The organism is uncultured Aliivibrio sp., from assembly GCF_946479765.1.
Classification (GTDB): Bacteria; Pseudomonadota; Gammaproteobacteria; order Enterobacterales; family Vibrionaceae; genus Aliivibrio.
In genome coordinates this window covers 29,115-45,342 of the sequence record NZ_CAMLHO010000005.1, presented here as the reverse complement: position 1 = coordinate 45,342, position 16,228 = coordinate 29,115, and the positions used below count along the sequence as shown (strand labels likewise).

The window sequence follows — 16,228 nt, the reverse complement described above, 5'->3', positions numbered from 1 at the left end:
AATCCATAAAAATAATTAACAAATTAATATCGTACTTGGCTCATATCGTCAACCTTTAAATAGCGTTTTTACCTTATATGAATGTTTTTTTGGTTAAATGTTAAAAAAGAGAGATAAAACGATTGCGTGGGTGTGTTTTTATACAAAGTAGGCGTATTTTTAATTCTTAATAGTACAATTAAAAAATATCTAGCTTTATCTGGCATGGCGTTTAGCAAATAAAAGAGATAACACTAATGAAAATAAATAAGAAATACCTTTTTTTTCCTGTTGTTGCTCTAGGGGTAATAACGCTTATTGTTGTGACTAAATTGCGTCCATCAGCTGAAGTTAAACCCTTAGAAGAACGTTCGAAAATTGTGAAAACGCTCTCTTTAGAGCAACAGAATATCGCACCTCAAGTGATAGGGTTTGGCAAAATAAGACCTAAATTTGAATGGAAGGCGATTGCAGAAGTATCGGGTAAAGTGGTCTATCGTCACCCTGAGCTAAACAAAGGAAATGTGTTATTAGCAGGAACTGAAGTATTAAGAATAGACCCACTAGATTATGAGTTGAAATTAGCTCAAGCAGAGGCAGATCTTAGTTCTAGCCAAACCCAGTTAGCAAAAGTAGATCTAGAAGAAAAAAATATTCGAAATACCTTAAAAATAGAAAAAAATAGGTCATCTCTTAGTAAGAAAGAGTTAAGTCGTAAAATTAATCTTCAGAAAAAAGGGTTAACTTCTCAATCGGATTTAGATCAACAGAACCAATCCTATTTAGCACAACAAAAAGTCGTGCAAGATATTCAAAACCAAATCTTATTATTGCCAGATGAAAGAAAAGTAGCTGCGGCGATGGTGAAAGTAAACCAAGCTAAATTGGAAGAAGCGAAGCGCTCTTTAGAAAAAACGTCGATTATATTACCAACGGATGTGCGTATTTCTGAGGTGGATATTGAAGCGGATCAAGTGGTTAATCTACAGCAAACCATGTTCATCGCCCATGGCATTAAAACAATGGAAATGGAAGCACAGATATCGATTCATGATATGCAAACGCTAGTGCACAGTTTTCGTTTTTTTCAATTGAGTGAAGGCGGTATGCCAAACCTTGATTCATTGCCGCTAAAAGCAAACGTACAATTAAGCAGTGGGCGTTTTAATGCAGAGTGGCAAGCTCAGGTTGCTCGGATCAGTGAAACAGTCGATCCCAATCAAGCAACCGTTGGCATTATTTTAGAGATACAACAAGACTACCGTTCATTAACACCCAGCACATTACCTCCATTAGTGAATGGTATGTTTGTAAAAGCAGAAATTGAAGGCGAGGTTTCACCACAATGGGTGATCCCTGAAAGTGCCCTTCATGGTGATAAAATCTACCTACTTAATAATGACAGCCAGTTAACTATTTTACCCGTAAATATTGTGTTTAGAAGAGACAATCAAGTCGCTATTGTCGGGGATATAACGTCGGGTGACTTGTTGATCTTAAATGATCTCCTTCCTGCTATTAACGGCATGCAATTGCGTTCTGTTGAGCAAAGAAAGGAAGGGGAGTCGGCTGAATGATTAAGTTTTTTGCAAGACATCCAACCGCAGCCAATTTATTAATGCTATCTATTTTGCTGCTTGGTGTGGTGTCACTATCTCAATTAAAACGAGAAACCTTTCCTGAATTTAGCCCCCCTTATATTCTCGCTGGTGTCGTTTACCCTGGTGCGTCGCCACAAGAAGTGGAAGAAAGCATTTGTGTTCGACTGGAAGACGCTGTTGATGGATTAGGCAATATTGAAGAAACCAAATGTGAGGCAATTGAAGGTTCTGCTCGTTTGGTCATTAAATTGAATACGAAAGCCGACATTGGACGAATGTTGGTTGATGTTCAGACTCAAATTGATTCAATTAACGATTTTCCTAAAGAGATAGAGTCACCGATAGTTCAAGAATTGGATTGGAATGAACCTGTGGTGGATGTGGCGATTACAGCAGATACAACATGGCCAGAATTAAAAGCGTATGCAGAAAAGCTCAAACAAAGTCTAAAGCTTGATTATGATGTTTCCTTAGTTGAAGTGAGTGGTTTTTCGGATCACCAATATCGTGTTGAGTTAGATGAAGGTGCGATTCGTCAGCTTGGTTTAAATGTCAGTGATATAGCAAATAAGTTGGCTGAACAGAATGTAAAACTACCAAGTGGCAGCATTGAAACGCCAGAGAAAAACTTTTTAATTCGCTTTGATGAAAGAAAAACAACCCCGCAAGAATTGGCAAAAACAGTCATGGGTGCATCAGATAATGGGGCGTTGATCCGTTTAGGCGATATTGCCACGATAACCGATCGCTTTGAATTGGATGAACAAAAAGTATTGTTTGATGGTAAGCCGTCAGCGTTACTTAAGATCAGTAAAAATAAAGAAGAAGACGCCTTACGTATTAAAGATCGAGTGACGGAGTTTGTTAAATATCAACAATCTGTTGCTCCTGATGGCGTGGCATTAGAAATGACCAACGATCTTTCCTCCTTGTTGTGGGATCGACTAACCATGATGGTAAAAAATGGCTGGCAAGGGATCATTCTTGTTTTCCTCACCATGTGGCTCTTTTTTACGTTCCGATATTCCTTTTGGGTTGCAGCTGGTCTTCCGGTGGCTTTTTTTGGCGGTTTATTTTTAATGGCGAGTTTAGGGCTCTCAATTAATATTATGTCGCTCGTCGCCCTGTTGATGGCGATAGGGATCATGATGGATGACGCCATTGTAATTGCAGAATCCATCGCTTCCCATTTAGACCGAGGGCAAGAGATAGACGATGCCGTATATAACGGGGTGAAGAAGGTTTTTCCCGGCGTACTGTCTTCTTTCTTAACGACAGTATGTATTTTTGGTAGCTTGATGTTTCTACAAGGAGAGATGGGGGCGGTTCTAAAAGTTATCCCACAAGTACTGATATTAGTTCTGTCTCTTAGTCTAATTGAGGCGTTTTTAATTCTTCCTAATCACCTTAGTCACTCATTACATAAGGCAAAAAAAGACAAGCCAATTTCAGGCATCAAAAAAATCGTATTAGATCGTTTTGAGCATTTTAGAAATGTCACTCTAGTGAAAGCCGTCACGAAAGTGGTTGAATGGCGTTATGCCTTTTTAGGTGCCGTTATTGCGAGTTTGCTGATTTCTTTTTCACTCATTTCTGGCGGTGCTCTGAAGTTTGTAGGTTTCCCAGAGTTGGATGGTGATATTGCTGAAGCGCGAATTATCCTCCCCCCGGGCACGTCACTTTCTCAAACTGAATTAGTCGTCGATAAAATAGTGTCAGCGGCTGAAAAATTAAATGAAGAGTGGAGCGAGAAAAATGAAGATGGTCGTCCATTGGTTGAGCACATTACTCAGCAATTTAATACCAATGCCGATGCGAGTGAATCAGGCCCGCACCTTGCGACTATTCGATTAGATTTATTAGGCGCAGAAGAGCGTAATACCTTAATTGATGATTTTATTGATGCATGGCGTGAAGAAGTGGGCGATCTGGCTGAACCAATAACCATGGTATATAAACAACCGACGATGGGGCCGGGAGGTCGGGCGATTGAAATTCGGATGATGGATGATGATTTACATACATTGAAATCAGCATCATTAGAAGTTCAGGCCTATTTGAATGAGTTTTCTGGCGTGTATGGTGTGCTTGATGACATGCGTATGGGCAAGGAAGAGGTTCTGGTGAAATTAAGACCGGGCGCTGAAACCTATGGTGTTACTGGTCAGTTGATCGCAAATCAATTACGAGCGGCGTATTTTGGACAAACGGCAGATGAGATCCAACTCGGTGTTGAAAATATTGAAATTGAAGTGCGTTTGAATAAAGAGCAAGCGGGAAACTTACACACGTTAGAAAACTTCCCTATTATCATGCCTGATGGCAGTCAAATCCCCTTGGCTTCTATCGCTACATTGGATTTTCAACGTAACTATGTTCGAATTCAACGCGTTAATGGATTAAGAACCTTAAGCGTATTTGGCGATGTTCATGCATCACAAGTTAGCTCTTCTGAAATATTAGCTCAATTTAGATCAGAGCTTGCGCCTGAGTTACAAAAGAAATACCCAAGTTTACGTTTTGATTTTGAAGGTGAAGCGAAAGACACCGCTGAAACCGGACAATCAATGGGCACTGGTTTTATGCTAGGTTTATTTGGTGTGTTTGTTATTTTAAGTTTTCAATTTAGAAGTTATCTTGAACCTTTTGTCGTCATGCTGGCAATTCCACTCGCGTTGATTGGAGTGTTGTGGGGGCACGTGCTGTTAGGTCACCCATTAAGCATGCCGAGCATTATGGGGTTTGTATCATTGGCGGGGATAGTTGTGAATGATTCTATTTTGTTAGTGCAATACATTCGACACCATGTGGATGATGGTGATTCGGTGTATGAAGCGGTGGTAAAAGCCAGTCAAGAAAGATTTAGAGCGGTATTTTTAACGTCAGTAACAACGGCTGTGGGATTATTACCTCTATTATTAGAAACCAGTTTGCAGGCGCAAGTTATTCAGCCTCTCGTGGTTTCTATTGTGTTTGGTATTTTTACATCAACGCTATTGGTTCTATTCATGATCCCTGCGGCCTACGCGATATTGGCTGATTTTGGATTAGTGAAGAAGCATGAAGAGTTACATTGAATTAGTGGTATTAATCGCTAAAAAGAAAAAAGTAAATTTATACTAAATACTGAGTCGCTATTGCTTAGCCCAGGAGGGACCCGATCAAGATATTCTTGTGATTGCGCGATCTTCAGGGCGATTTCTTCGGTAATGTTATTTGTCACACTGACTTCAGAATCGACACGAGTATTACTATGACCAGCAGTAATGGTGACTTCACCTGCTAAGGTTAATGAATCAAGCGCCTTCCACGAAATATTTACATTCGTTCTAAGGATGGGTTCTTGAACTGTCTCTGGAAAAATCAAATCATCATCATCGATTTCATCTAAGTTAGGGTCTTGGTAACGAAAACCGGGGCCGACTTCGACTTCTAATAGTAATTTTTCTGTATTACTGACTTGGTAACCCAAACCACCAGAGAAAGTATAATCATTAAAATAAGCGCTGTATTTGGTATTTAGCCCTTTGAAGTTGGCGTATAAATAGTAATCAGGACTGATCTTATAATCACTTTGCAAGTTAAGACTAAGTTGGTCTTTATCGGCTTCACCATCTTTTTGTGATAAGTAATATTTTATTTCACCCGTGTGGCGGTGTTGTCCTGATGTGTAACTACCCTCAAATCGGCTATTGAGTGCTTGGGAGTCGCTGTTGCCGCTATTTGATCGGTAACCAAATTCCACTTGGCTTTCCCATGGAGAGGGAGGTGATGTATCCGCGTCTTCAATCTCACTTGCATGAACAGATGCATTGATTGCGATAAGCCCTGTAAGTAAAACTTTTTTTAACACGTATAAATCTCAGAAAAAATAAATAGGGTGGATAGTATAGTGTTTTATTCGATTAAAGAGTTAAATTTGAGTCAAAATCTTTATTTTTCGAATGGTGAGGTTGCTATAGAAGGATTGTTATTTAATCCATGTTTCTTTCAGTTATAATATAGAGCTAAATTTAGGATGGTGAAAAGTAGTAATGGCCGATAATCGAAATCAAAACCGTAAGCACGATGCACAAGTTGATGCATTAAAAGTACCGCCGCATTCATTAGAAGCAGAGCAATCTGTACTTGGTGGTTTACTACTTGATAATGAACGTTGGGATTCTGTTGCAGAAAAAGTAGTGGCGGGGGATTTCTATAGCCGACCACATAGACTGATTTTTGAATCGGTTAAATCCATCCTAGAAAGTAGTTTGCCTCTGGATTTAATCACGTTATCAGAACACCTTGAACGTCATGAAAAACTAGATACTGTGGGTGGCTTCGCTTATCTTGCGGATTTAGCGAAAAACACCCCAAGTGCCGCGAACATAAATGCCTATGCGGATATTGTACGTGAGCGTGCAATGGTACGTAATTTGATTGGTATTGCGAATGAAATTGCTGATGCTGGTTATGATCCTCAAGGTCGAACCGCTGAAGATTTATTGGATATGGCAGAAAGTAAAGTTTTTGCTATTGCAGAAGCTCGTACGACTGAGAATGAAGGACCACAAACGGTAGATACCATTCTTGAGCGAACATTAGAACGTATTGAGCTTTTATACCAAAGTCCACAAGATGGCGTAACGGGTGTATCGACTGGATTTACGGATTTAAATAAGAAAACAGCGGGCTTGCAAGGGTCGGATTTAATTATCGTTGCGGCTCGTCCATCAATGGGTAAAACTACCTTTGCGATGAACTTATGTGAAAATGCCGCAATGGACCAAGACAAACCCGTTTTAATATTCTCGCTAGAGATGCCAGCCGAACAACTAATGATGCGTATGTTGGCTTCAATGTCGCGTGTTGATCAAACCAAAATTCGTACTGGTCAATTAGATGACGAAGATTGGGCGCGGATTTCGTCTACCATGGGTATTTTGACTCAGAAAAAGAATATGTATATTGATGACAGTTCTGGCCTTACTCCAACTGAGCTGCGTTCTCGTGCACGTCGTGTTGCACGTGAGTCGGGTGGGCTAAGTATGATCATGATAGATTACCTTCAATTAATGCGCGTTCCAGGTATGCAAGATAATCGTACTCAAGAAATATCAGAAATTTCTCGTTCTTTAAAAGCACTTGCGAAAGAATTGAATGTTCCTGTTGTTGCCTTGTCTCAGTTGAACCGTTCCCTAGAGCAACGTGCCGATAAGCGCCCAATTAACTCGGATCTTCGTGAATCTGGTGCTATCGAGCAAGATGCCGATTTGATCATGTTTATTTACCGTGATGAGGTTTATAACCCTGAGAGTAATCGTAAAGGTATTGCAGAAATTATTTTGGGTAAACAGCGTAATGGTCCTATTGGTTCGGTAAGCTTGACGTTCCAAGGGCAATTCTCACGCTTTGATAATTACGCAGGCCCTGCGTTTGATGATGAATAATAAGGCTGGATCATGAGTTATATGAAAGCGGCCTCTGCGCAGATTAATATGTCTGCGTTAGCCCATAATTTGCAAAAAGTTAAACAGCAAGCACCGAATAGTAAAGTGCTTGCAGTAGTAAAAGCGAATGGGTATGGACATGGATTGCTTAAGGTAGCTAAAGGCGCACACGGGGCTGATGCTTTTGGTGTTGCTCGTATCGAAGAAGCGCTGCAATTACGTGCTGGTGGGATTGTTAAACAAGTATTGTTACTTGAAGGATTCTACTCGGCAGGTGATTTGCCTATTTTGGTGACCAATAACATTCAAACCGCGGTACATTGTAAAGAGCAACTTGAAGCCTTAGAAAGCGCTGATCTTGAAGGTCCGGTAGTTGTTTGGTTAAAAGTGGATTCTGGTATGCACCGTTTAGGTATCCGCCCTGAAGAATATCAAGAATATGTGAGTCGTTTGCATGCGTGTAAAAACGTAGCGAAACCATTACGTTATATGAGTCATTTTGGCTGCGCGGATGAGCTAGAAAATCCGACAACTAATAAGCAAATAGAGACGTTTATGTCTTTAACTAAAGGTTGCCAAGGTGAGCGCTCACTTGCGGCTTCTGCTGGGTTATTAGCTTGGCCAAACAGTCAATTAGAATGGGTTCGTCCTGGTATTATCATGTATGGCGTTTCTCCTTTTGCCGAACAATCGGCGGAAGAGTTAGGGTATTTACCAGCGATGACTCTAACTTCGCATTTGATTGCAGTGAGAGAAGTAAAAGTCGGAGAAAGTGTTGGTTATGGTGCGATGTGGACCAGTGAGCGTGATACTAAAATTGGGGTTATTGCGATTGGTTATGGTGATGGTTACCCAATTGCAGCACCGAATGGAACGCCAGTATTAGTTAATGGACGTAAAGTTCCGGTAGCTGGTCGTGTTTCGATGGATATGCTAACGGTTGATTTAGGACCTGATGCAGAAGATAACGTTGGTGATGAAGCTGTTTTATGGGGACGAGATCTTCCTGCAGAAGAAGTAGCGGAGCACATAGGAACTATTGCTTATGAGTTAGTGACTAAACTAACATCACGAGTACAGATGCAATATATTTAATGAGATCTATTTTGAATCCATTTCCACTAAAAAGCGCTACTTGTTTAGCGCTTTTTCTTATTCTATCTTTTTCTTTTTTGAATAAGGCTTTTGCTGAAGAAGATATTTGGCCAACGTCTCTGCCTGAAACCTCAGCAGTTCCTTTTATGTTTTCGTCTGAGAGCTTAGGGACTACGATAGGCGCAGCAGCAGTAATGAAGGGAGTCGGTCAACCTCAAGCGACACTATTTGCAGCAGGCCTTTATTCAAGCAAAGGTTCTTACATGGGGTATTTGTCTGCGAATAATTTTCAAATCGGTCACTCATGGTTAGTGGGAGCAAATGCTTATAATGCTAGCTTTAAAGACATGGATTATCACCTTGGAGTGGCAGGTAGTAATAGCTCTAATGTGAATGAAGAAATTTTCACAGACAGTGTTGAAACACAATATCATTTAAGTGCTAATTACGTTTTACCTATTGGTAATGCTAAGAGTATTGGCGCTAGAGCTGCTTATCTACCGGAAAGAAAAGTAAATGGCTTTAATCCATTAAAAAGTGGAGTATCGAGTATTGAGCTTAGTCCCTTTTATTATTCTCGAAAACTTTCAGATGTCGCTAGTTGGAATGAACCTGAATCCAATTGGGGAATGAAAGTTAACCTTGATTGGGATAATCGAAATAGTGTAAGAAACACCACTAATGGCTCTCGAACTGAATTGGACTTTACTTATTCACCGGAAACTAGCTCGCAAGAAGAGTGGTGGACATGGGAGTTTCAACAAAGTGCCTTTTTTGATTTAGGTAGCCTAGGTGACATCATCAATAAACAAGTATTAGCATTAGATGTTTATATTGCTGATACGCCAAGTTGGCAAAATGGATCACATCAACCCCCTGAATATGCTGGTATAAAATTGGGTGGGTTGTACCGATTGAGAAGCTATAATAGTGGACGATTTCATGGTCGTTCGGCAATTCATTATTCGGCAGAATATCGAGTGATGCCTGATTGGCAACCCTTAGAAGAGTGGCCTATCTTTAATCTTTATGACGTGCCTTGGTGGCAATGGGTTGCTTTTATTGATACTGGTCGAGTTGCTGATGAGTTTTCATTATCAACGTTACACGATGACATGAAGTGGAGTGCCGGTGGTGCAATTCGTTTTCAAGTTGAAGGTATTGTGGTGCGAACTGAAATGTCGAAAGGCAGTGAAGAAAACGTATTCAGAGTGATGATCAATCAGCCATTTTAATGTTTTAGAAAGAAATATGATCTCAGTACTAGAGTTCTGTAATTTTGAAAGTGATAATGTTCACTGTTAGAAGTTTAAATGTGACCTAACTCAAAAAGAGTGAGCGTAGTTTTGGTCATAATAACTCAATATAAAGCTCACTGAATTAGAGCACCAATTTTTAGATTCGTATAAACGGGGCGTTCGAAATTTATTTTTTGAGCCAACAAACCTACTACACGGGATATTTTTACCATGTTAAAAAACATCAACCCAACAGAAACTCAAGCTTGGGCAGACTTAACTGCACACTTTGAAACAGCACAAAACATGAAATTATCAGATTTGTTTGCTGCCGATGCTCAGCGTTTTGAAAAATTCTCAACAACGTTTGGTCAAGATATCTTAGTTGATTTCTCTAAGAACTTAGTGACTGAAGAGACAATGAAAAAGTTGTTTTCTTTAGCTGAGCAAACTGAATTATCTTCAGCAATTAAAGCGATGTTCAGTGGTGAAAAAATCAATAAAACAGAAGATCGTTCAGTGCTTCATACTGCGCTTCGTAACCGTAGCAATACACCAGTAATGGTTGATGGCGAAGATGTAATGCCTGCTGTGAATGCCGTGCTAGATAAAATGAAAGGTTTTACTGAGCGTTTAATTTCTGGTGAGTGGAAAGGTTACACGGGTAAAGAAATTACAGATATCGTAAATATCGGTATCGGCGGTTCAGATCTTGGTCCATACATGGTGTCTGAAGCATTAGCTCCATACAAAACACGCCTAAATATGCATTTTGTTTCAAACGTTGATGGTACACACATCGTTGAAACACTGAAGCCATTAAATCCAGAAACAACATTGTTCTTAATCGCATCGAAAACGTTCACAACTCAAGAAACAATGACGAATGCACACAGTGCTCGTGATTGGTTCCTAGCTGAAGCTGGCGATCAAGCACACGTAGCGAAACACTTCGCGGCACTTTCAACTAACGCAGAATCAGTGTCTGAGTTTGGTATCGATACCGATAACATGTTTGAATTCTGGGATTGGGTTGGCGGTCGTTATTCTTTATGGTCAGCGATTGGTCTTTCAATTGCATTAGCGGTTGGCTTTGATCACTTTATTGAGCTACTTGAAGGCGCTCATGAAGTGGATAATCACTTTGCTAATACTGAACTTGAAAATAACGTTCCAGTAATATTGGCATTGATTGGCCTATGGTATAACAACTTCCATGGATCTGAATCAGAATCAATTCTTCCATATGATCAATATCTACACCGCTTTGCTGCGTATTTCCAACAAGGTAATATGGAATCAAATGGTAAATGTGTAGACCGTAACGGTAACCCAGTTGATTACCAAACGGGTCCAATTATTTGGGGTGAACCAGGTACGAATGGCCAGCACGCGTTCTACCAATTAATTCACCAAGGGACTAAATTAATTCCTTGTGACTTTATTGCACCTGCAATCAGTCATAACCAAGTGGGTGATCACCACCAGAAACTAATGTCTAACTTCTTCGCACAAACAGAAGCATTAGCCTTTGGTAAAACAGAAGAGACAGTTCGTGCAGAGTTTGCAGCTGCTGGTAAAACAGAAGCAGAAATGGCAGAGCTAGTTGCGTTTAAAGTCTTTGAAGGTAACCGCCCAACGAACTCAATTCTTGTTAAACAAGTAACGCCTAAAACACTAGGTAACTTGATTGCAATGTACGAACACAAAATATTCGTACAAGGTGTGATTTGGAATATCTTCAGTTTTGATCAGTGGGGCGTAGAACTTGGTAAGCAATTGGCTAACCAAATCCTTCCTGAGCTAGCTGACGATAAAGCCGTGACTTCTCACGACAGTTCAACGAATGGCTTAATCAACGCATTTAAAGCATACAAAGCTTAATCATTAAGTTATCGTTTATTAATAAAAAAGAGCTGACTTCGGTCGGCTCTTTTTGTATCTGTAACTTATTTTGAGTTATTACAGACAATAAAAAAGGTTGAGATATTTCTACCTAAACCTTTAATTTTCCTGAATCCTGAATCCTGAATCCTGAATCCTGAATCCTGAATCCTAGATCTTGCTTTTGCTCTTATAGAAGCGCAGCGTTCTAGTCTCTGTTACTCAAAACAGATCTCAATAAATGCATTACCCCACTCAGAGGAAAAAGGCATGATGATGATCGCGCCGTCACATTTATGAGTAATCGTATGGCCTTTACCTGATACTACCATTGGTGTTGCCATATTAAATTCAAAACCACTTTCAGAAAGAATACGTTTGGCACCACCCGTTACCATATTAGTAATTTCACCCACCATATCCGTGACTTCTTCATTAATGCTACTTGGGCGCTCACCCAGCATATTTTGCATGATTTGCAAGGCAAGCTGCTCATCAAAAGTAATAGACATTGAGCCCCTACTTTGGGATGCCACCATACCAATTAGGCCTGAAACATCACCACGAGCAATTTCATCTTTTTTAATACGAGGTTTCTGAGGTTTAAGTTCCATTGAAGCCATCGTTTTAAGTACATTCATCAGTGAGGCTAAGAAAGGGTTTACAAATTCAGCGCGCATCTTGGGTAGGATCCTTTAAATTAATTCGTATTATCGCTATGTAAACAAGCTTTGCAGGTACCATGAGTTTCAACAATATGGTTTTCAACAGAAAAACCAATTTGTTCAGCATGCTTGGTTAGCTGCTCGGTAATTTTTATATCATGGCACTCAACAACATCATCGCAAGTACGGCATATAAACAGTTGTGAAAAATGGGCGTGTTCACCAATCATGCAACATGAAATGTAGCTATTAATAGACTCGACCTTATGCACAAAGCCTTGAGTGACTAAAAAATCTAAAGCACGATAAATAGTCGGTGGTTTTGCTTGGGGTTCTATTTTTTTTAATTGCTCTAAAAGATCATAAGCACTGATTGCCCCTTGATGGATCACAATAAGCTCTAAAACAGTTAATCGCTGCGGGGTAAGTCTAACGCCGCGTTGTTGGCATAATTGCTCAACTTTTTGTCTTTGGGTACGATTCAAGGGTTATGTATCTTATTTTCTGATATAGACCTGTGAGTTTATCATAAGTTTTATGTTATTTTTTACACTATTTTCCAGAACGCCATTCTTTTGATCTGATATTTGATCGAGGTAATAGGTTGGCTGTTTATGCTCTGATTATGACGCTGTTTTTATTAATTGGACTTTGCCGTCGAAGTATCATCGCAACTCGAAAAATGGGACGGCTATTCGGTGAAAGGTAGGTGATGATATAACGCCACATGGCTGATGCATCAAAGTGGAAACCAAAAGCGCAGTTTATAGCATCGTGAAAACGAAAGATGTTCCGCGCCTCAAGAAAACCTCATTTAAACATTAGAAAAAGCCCTCGTGGATATGACTGGTTGGAGTGTTAAAGGCGTTCAATGTTTGATTAAGCCATTACAGAAAGGGGCGAAAGTACCCATTGATAAATTCATGACCATAAACCTTAAAAATAATCGATTGATAGTGTCTTAATTGCCTATTATAGGCCGAAAGGATAATGAGGAAGGTTAATGCTAATTACTTGCCCTAAATGCGAAAGTAAAGCGCGCATAGCGACCTCAAAAGCTATAACCAAAGAAACACGTGAGGCTTATTGTCAGTGTTTGAATTTTAATTGTGGAGTTATCTTCGTCACGTACACATCCGTGTGCCGTATTATTGATCCTGCAGGTCAAAAACCAAATCCTGAGCTGCAACCTGAGCTGTGTAAACCAGCAATCAAATTAATATGTTGAAGCATCAGATAATGTAGTTATCTGATTCGTGATCAATTTCAATACATAGATTAAATATCAGAATATAATATTAATAATTTTATTTATGAGTTCAATATATGTCTGGAGAAAAATCAAAGTCATCTGGTGAAACAGGTGAAAATATAATTGATAAGTTTTTTAACCTTACTGGTTGGAACAATGCGAACCCCAACATCAGCTTTAGCTGTTTTAAAGGTGAACAACATAAAAGGGAAGGTACAAAAAAAGAGAAGCGGCAGCAACATGGTATCGATGTACAATACGCATACATTTCAGGATTAGAGTCAGAAACACTTATAAATATACTTGCTTCAGTCAAGCACACTAAAAATACTTGTTATCCACAGTCTTTAACATCGTTAGTTAAGAATTATATTAAAGATATTTTGGATGCGGAAAAGTGTTTTCAATTATCACAACATAGGCAAGAATTATCTACACAATTTTATGGTGAGCGATACACGAAGGTTAGGAATGTACCTGTCCTTTTTTTCTTGTCCAGTGAAGATGATGCTCGAGCTGATTATATTAGTAAAATTGCGAATACTCGTTATATACATCAGGAATTCGATATTGAGGAATTTTATATTGTCGATAATAAAAAGATCTCTTTTATTATCGATGCTATTAAACACTTAAATACTATGTACCCTCATCATGAAGTTTATTTCCATCAAGGGAGTACGAGTTTAAATATTATGGACTATGATCGGCCTCCTTATAGTAAAATAATGCCAGTCGAGTGTCTTGGATCTCCATTTGTTAATTTTTTATTAAAACAAGGAAGTAGCGGGCAAGAAGTATTTACTTTTATTACAATTACTCAAGAAGACTTCTCGGAAGAATCATTAAGTAATTATATCTTTAGTGCAAAAGAACGAACCGCTAAAATTGCGAGTTCTTACGGTATTGGATTTTATGATTATTTTAAAGATGATCATGAAAAGGACGTAAACTTATCACTTCGAAAACACAGCCTCTCATCAGAAAATGTTAAAGTTTTTAACTTTAAGCCAAATTTTAGGAATTTAAATGATGAATAAAGATAATACTTTTATTCCCTCTGGCGATATTCTTAGACAGTTCTTAGCGAATCAAATGATTAGTGCAAATGAACTTAAAGGCATACTACAAGCTAGAGGTGCATTTTGTTCATCTCAAGATAAGAAGAATCTTGTACCTTTACTTGTTAAAACTGGAATTGCTCCTTATGAGTTTGCACACTTAAAAGATCTAGTAAAAGAAAAGGAGGATAATCCTAAGGTACAAACTAAACAATTAACTTGGAATCAAGACTTGGGAACAACTTTGGCTTCTGAACTTGGTTTTGGTTTTGATTTTGAAAACTTGGTAGATGATACTTTTCATAATTTGACTATCGAAAATGAACCTCAGTTTATAGTCGCTGGAGATGGCAAAAATCCAAATCACGTCATTGCTGAGGTTAGAATAAAACGTCGAGATAGAACTAAAAATTTTGGAGAAGATGAAAATTATTTTGATTGCTCAATTGAAATGAGAGTGGATGAAAATAATCAACTTGACCTTAATGTAACGACAAAACATACATCAAAAGAATCACAGAATATTGCTAATGAAATAGTAAGAAGAGCTAGTAGAAAGCTGAAAGAATCGTCGGCTATAAAATCAGAAGAGATAAAACGAATTCTGTTTACAGATTTTACTAACGAATCACGAATAGATTATTTAACTCAATTAATAAAATCGATAGATTATGCTGCTTACATTAAAAACACGAAAAGAATACATATTAAGCCAGATAATGATATACCAGGGGATGCTCCTGAAGAGATAAAAATGCTAGAGCAGAAAATCAAAGAATTAACACTTAAAGGTGAGAACCTTGATAGTAGTGTTTTTTTACGATTATCTACGCTAAAGGCTAGAATAAAACTATTTAATATTTCATGTACTTATACTATAACAACCTCCGAAGTTGAGGGGGCGTGTGAAATAGATTTTGAGTTCCCTGATTTAGAGAGTATGAGTCAAAGTGAACTAACAATCTCAATTGTTAGATTTTCGACTAAAAGTAAGATTTCAAATAAAGAACGAAGTAAGTTAAAAATGACAGTACTTAAAGCATTTGAAGCGAAAAAATTGGATCTTTTGAAAGAACATTCATTTAAATATACACCTTCGAGTTCATTAGAAACTGTTAGTGAAAGTTAAATAAAAATATAACTTTAATTTTAACATTGGTGGAAAAGTTCTTCGCCAATGTTAAATGTTGTAATAATTTTACTATATTAAGTATCTTCTATAGTGACCGCATACCAATAAAATGATTTATTGGAAAAACGCACGTTTGCGATCCTGTCTTTTTTTGCTCTCTAGTCTCAAGCCTTTATCTAGCAAGGTTTACAGTTATTTCATTATACAGCGCATTTTTCGTTTATTTCGGTGCGGAATTTCGGTGGGGAGGGGAGGGTGAGTCCGAACAAGGCTTGTGTGCCTTCCTCGATTATCTAATTTTGACCTCTGCTATTTTCTAGAACCTTGATATAGAAAAGGGTTCTATACTCATCAAAAAGAATCACTGTTACTTTAATTCTATTCCAGTTATTTAGCGGTATAGGAGAAAGAATATGTATGTTACTTGTCCCGTTTGTCATTGTAAGACTCGCACTGTTGAGCAAAAAGAAGAGACACCAATCAAAAGCGTATTAACGTGCCAATGCTGCAATTTAAACTGCTCTTCTTCATTACAGAGCGAAGATAGGCGATATCATGGTAAATAGTCGCGGGCTTTGTGCCTGTCCCTTTTCTGTTTCGGCAATGCTCGATTAAGTCACTTATTTGGAGTTCGTGATTGTTAATTTTAGCTATATCGCAATCTCTAAGCATTTTTATTACAAATTGCTTAGTTCTTCCTGTGTTGCTCCATAAATCCCTATCATTGATAAAAAGGTCTAAAAGTGCTGCTAACGTGCTTGTTTTTAGGTTCTTTTTTACACTCTTTTCAAGAACGTCATTCTTTTTGTCAGATATTTAATCGAGGTAATAGGTTGGCTGTTTATGTTCTGATTATGTTAGAATTGCGGCATTGATCACTGAACGAATT

General features: G+C 38.5%; 12 protein-coding genes and 1 pseudogene. 9 read left to right on the top strand and 4 right to left on the bottom strand.

Annotation, left to right across the window (positions count from 1 at the left end):
* Positions 1-236 precede the first annotated feature (236 nt).
* Complete coding sequence (locus Q1K78_RS03855; protein WP_300174635.1) at positions 237-1,556, top strand: HlyD family secretion protein; 1,320 nt, start codon at positions 237-239, stop codon at positions 1,554-1,556.
* Positions 1,553-4,657 (top strand): efflux RND transporter permease subunit, encoded by a 3,105-nt coding sequence (locus tag Q1K78_RS03850; RefSeq protein ID WP_300174633.1) that lies wholly within the window; start codon positions 1,553-1,555, stop codon positions 4,655-4,657. Before Q1K78_RS03855 ends, Q1K78_RS03850 begins: the two co-directional genes overlap by 4 nt.
* Positions 4,658-4,674: 17 nt before the next feature.
* Here Q1K78_RS03850 and Q1K78_RS03845 read toward each other — a convergent pair whose 3' ends face one another.
* Positions 4,675-5,433: a YdiY family protein gene (locus Q1K78_RS03845; RefSeq protein ID WP_300174631.1), complete on the bottom strand. Its 759-nt coding sequence runs from the start codon at positions 5,431-5,433 to the stop codon at positions 4,675-4,677.
* A 181-nt stretch (positions 5,434-5,614) separates the two neighbouring features.
* On the opposite strand from Q1K78_RS03845, the gene Q1K78_RS03840 reads away from it, so the two are divergent.
* From Q1K78_RS03840 to pgi, 4 genes are all read left to right on the top strand, one after another.
* Positions 5,615-7,012 carry a replicative DNA helicase gene (locus tag Q1K78_RS03840; RefSeq protein WP_300174629.1) on the top strand — a complete coding sequence of 466 codons (1,398 nt, stop codon included), beginning with the start codon at positions 5,615-5,617 and terminating at the stop codon, positions 7,010-7,012.
* Between the two features lie 12 nt (positions 7,013-7,024).
* Positions 7,025-8,107, top strand: coding sequence for an alanine racemase (gene alr, locus Q1K78_RS03835; RefSeq protein WP_300174627.1), 1,083 nt, complete (start codon positions 7,025-7,027; stop codon positions 8,105-8,107).
* Positions 8,107-9,342: a BamA/TamA family outer membrane protein gene (locus Q1K78_RS03830; RefSeq protein ID WP_300174625.1), complete on the top strand. Its 1,236-nt coding sequence runs from the start codon at positions 8,107-8,109 to the stop codon at positions 9,340-9,342. Before alr ends, Q1K78_RS03830 begins: the two co-directional genes overlap by 1 nt.
* Before the next feature lie 234 nt (positions 9,343-9,576).
* Positions 9,577-11,229: a glucose-6-phosphate isomerase gene (pgi, locus tag Q1K78_RS03825; RefSeq protein WP_300174623.1), complete on the top strand. Its 1,653-nt coding sequence runs from the start codon at positions 9,577-9,579 to the stop codon at positions 11,227-11,229.
* Positions 11,230-11,447: 218 nt separating this feature from the next.
* On the opposite strand, the gene Q1K78_RS03820 is transcribed toward pgi, so the two are convergent.
* Both Q1K78_RS03820 and zur read right to left on the bottom strand, forming a co-directional pair.
* On the bottom strand, positions 11,448-11,909 hold the full coding sequence (locus Q1K78_RS03820; RefSeq protein WP_300174621.1) for a chemotaxis protein CheX: 462 nt from the start codon (positions 11,907-11,909) through the stop codon (positions 11,448-11,450).
* A 20-nt stretch (positions 11,910-11,929) separates the two neighbouring features.
* A complete protein-coding gene (gene zur / locus Q1K78_RS03815) occupies positions 11,930-12,379 on the bottom strand; it encodes a zinc uptake transcriptional repressor Zur (RefSeq protein WP_300174619.1) in 450 nt (149 codons plus the stop codon).
* 518 nt (positions 12,380-12,897) lie between these two features.
* On the opposite strand from zur, the gene Q1K78_RS03810 reads away from it, so the two are divergent.
* The 3 genes from Q1K78_RS03810 (at position 12,898) to Q1K78_RS03800 (ending at position 15,336) form a co-directional block, all read left to right on the top strand.
* A complete protein-coding gene (locus Q1K78_RS03810; RefSeq protein WP_300174617.1) occupies positions 12,898-13,122 on the top strand; it encodes an ogr/Delta-like zinc finger family protein in 225 nt (74 codons plus the stop codon).
* A 98-nt stretch (positions 13,123-13,220) separates the two neighbouring features.
* Positions 13,221-14,186, top strand: a complete 966-nt coding sequence (locus Q1K78_RS03805) for a hypothetical protein (RefSeq protein WP_300174615.1) — start codon at positions 13,221-13,223, stop codon at positions 14,184-14,186.
* Complete coding sequence (locus Q1K78_RS03800) at positions 14,176-15,336, top strand: hypothetical protein (protein WP_300174613.1); 1,161 nt, start codon at positions 14,176-14,178, stop codon at positions 15,334-15,336. Before Q1K78_RS03805 ends, Q1K78_RS03800 begins: the two co-directional genes overlap by 11 nt.
* A 522-nt stretch (positions 15,337-15,858) precedes the next feature.
* On the opposite strand, the pseudogene Q1K78_RS03795 reads toward Q1K78_RS03800, so the two are convergent.
* Positions 15,859-16,092: pseudogene (locus Q1K78_RS03795) on the bottom strand (site-specific integrase); the annotation flags it as partial.
* Positions 16,093-16,228: the final 136 nt, after the last annotated feature.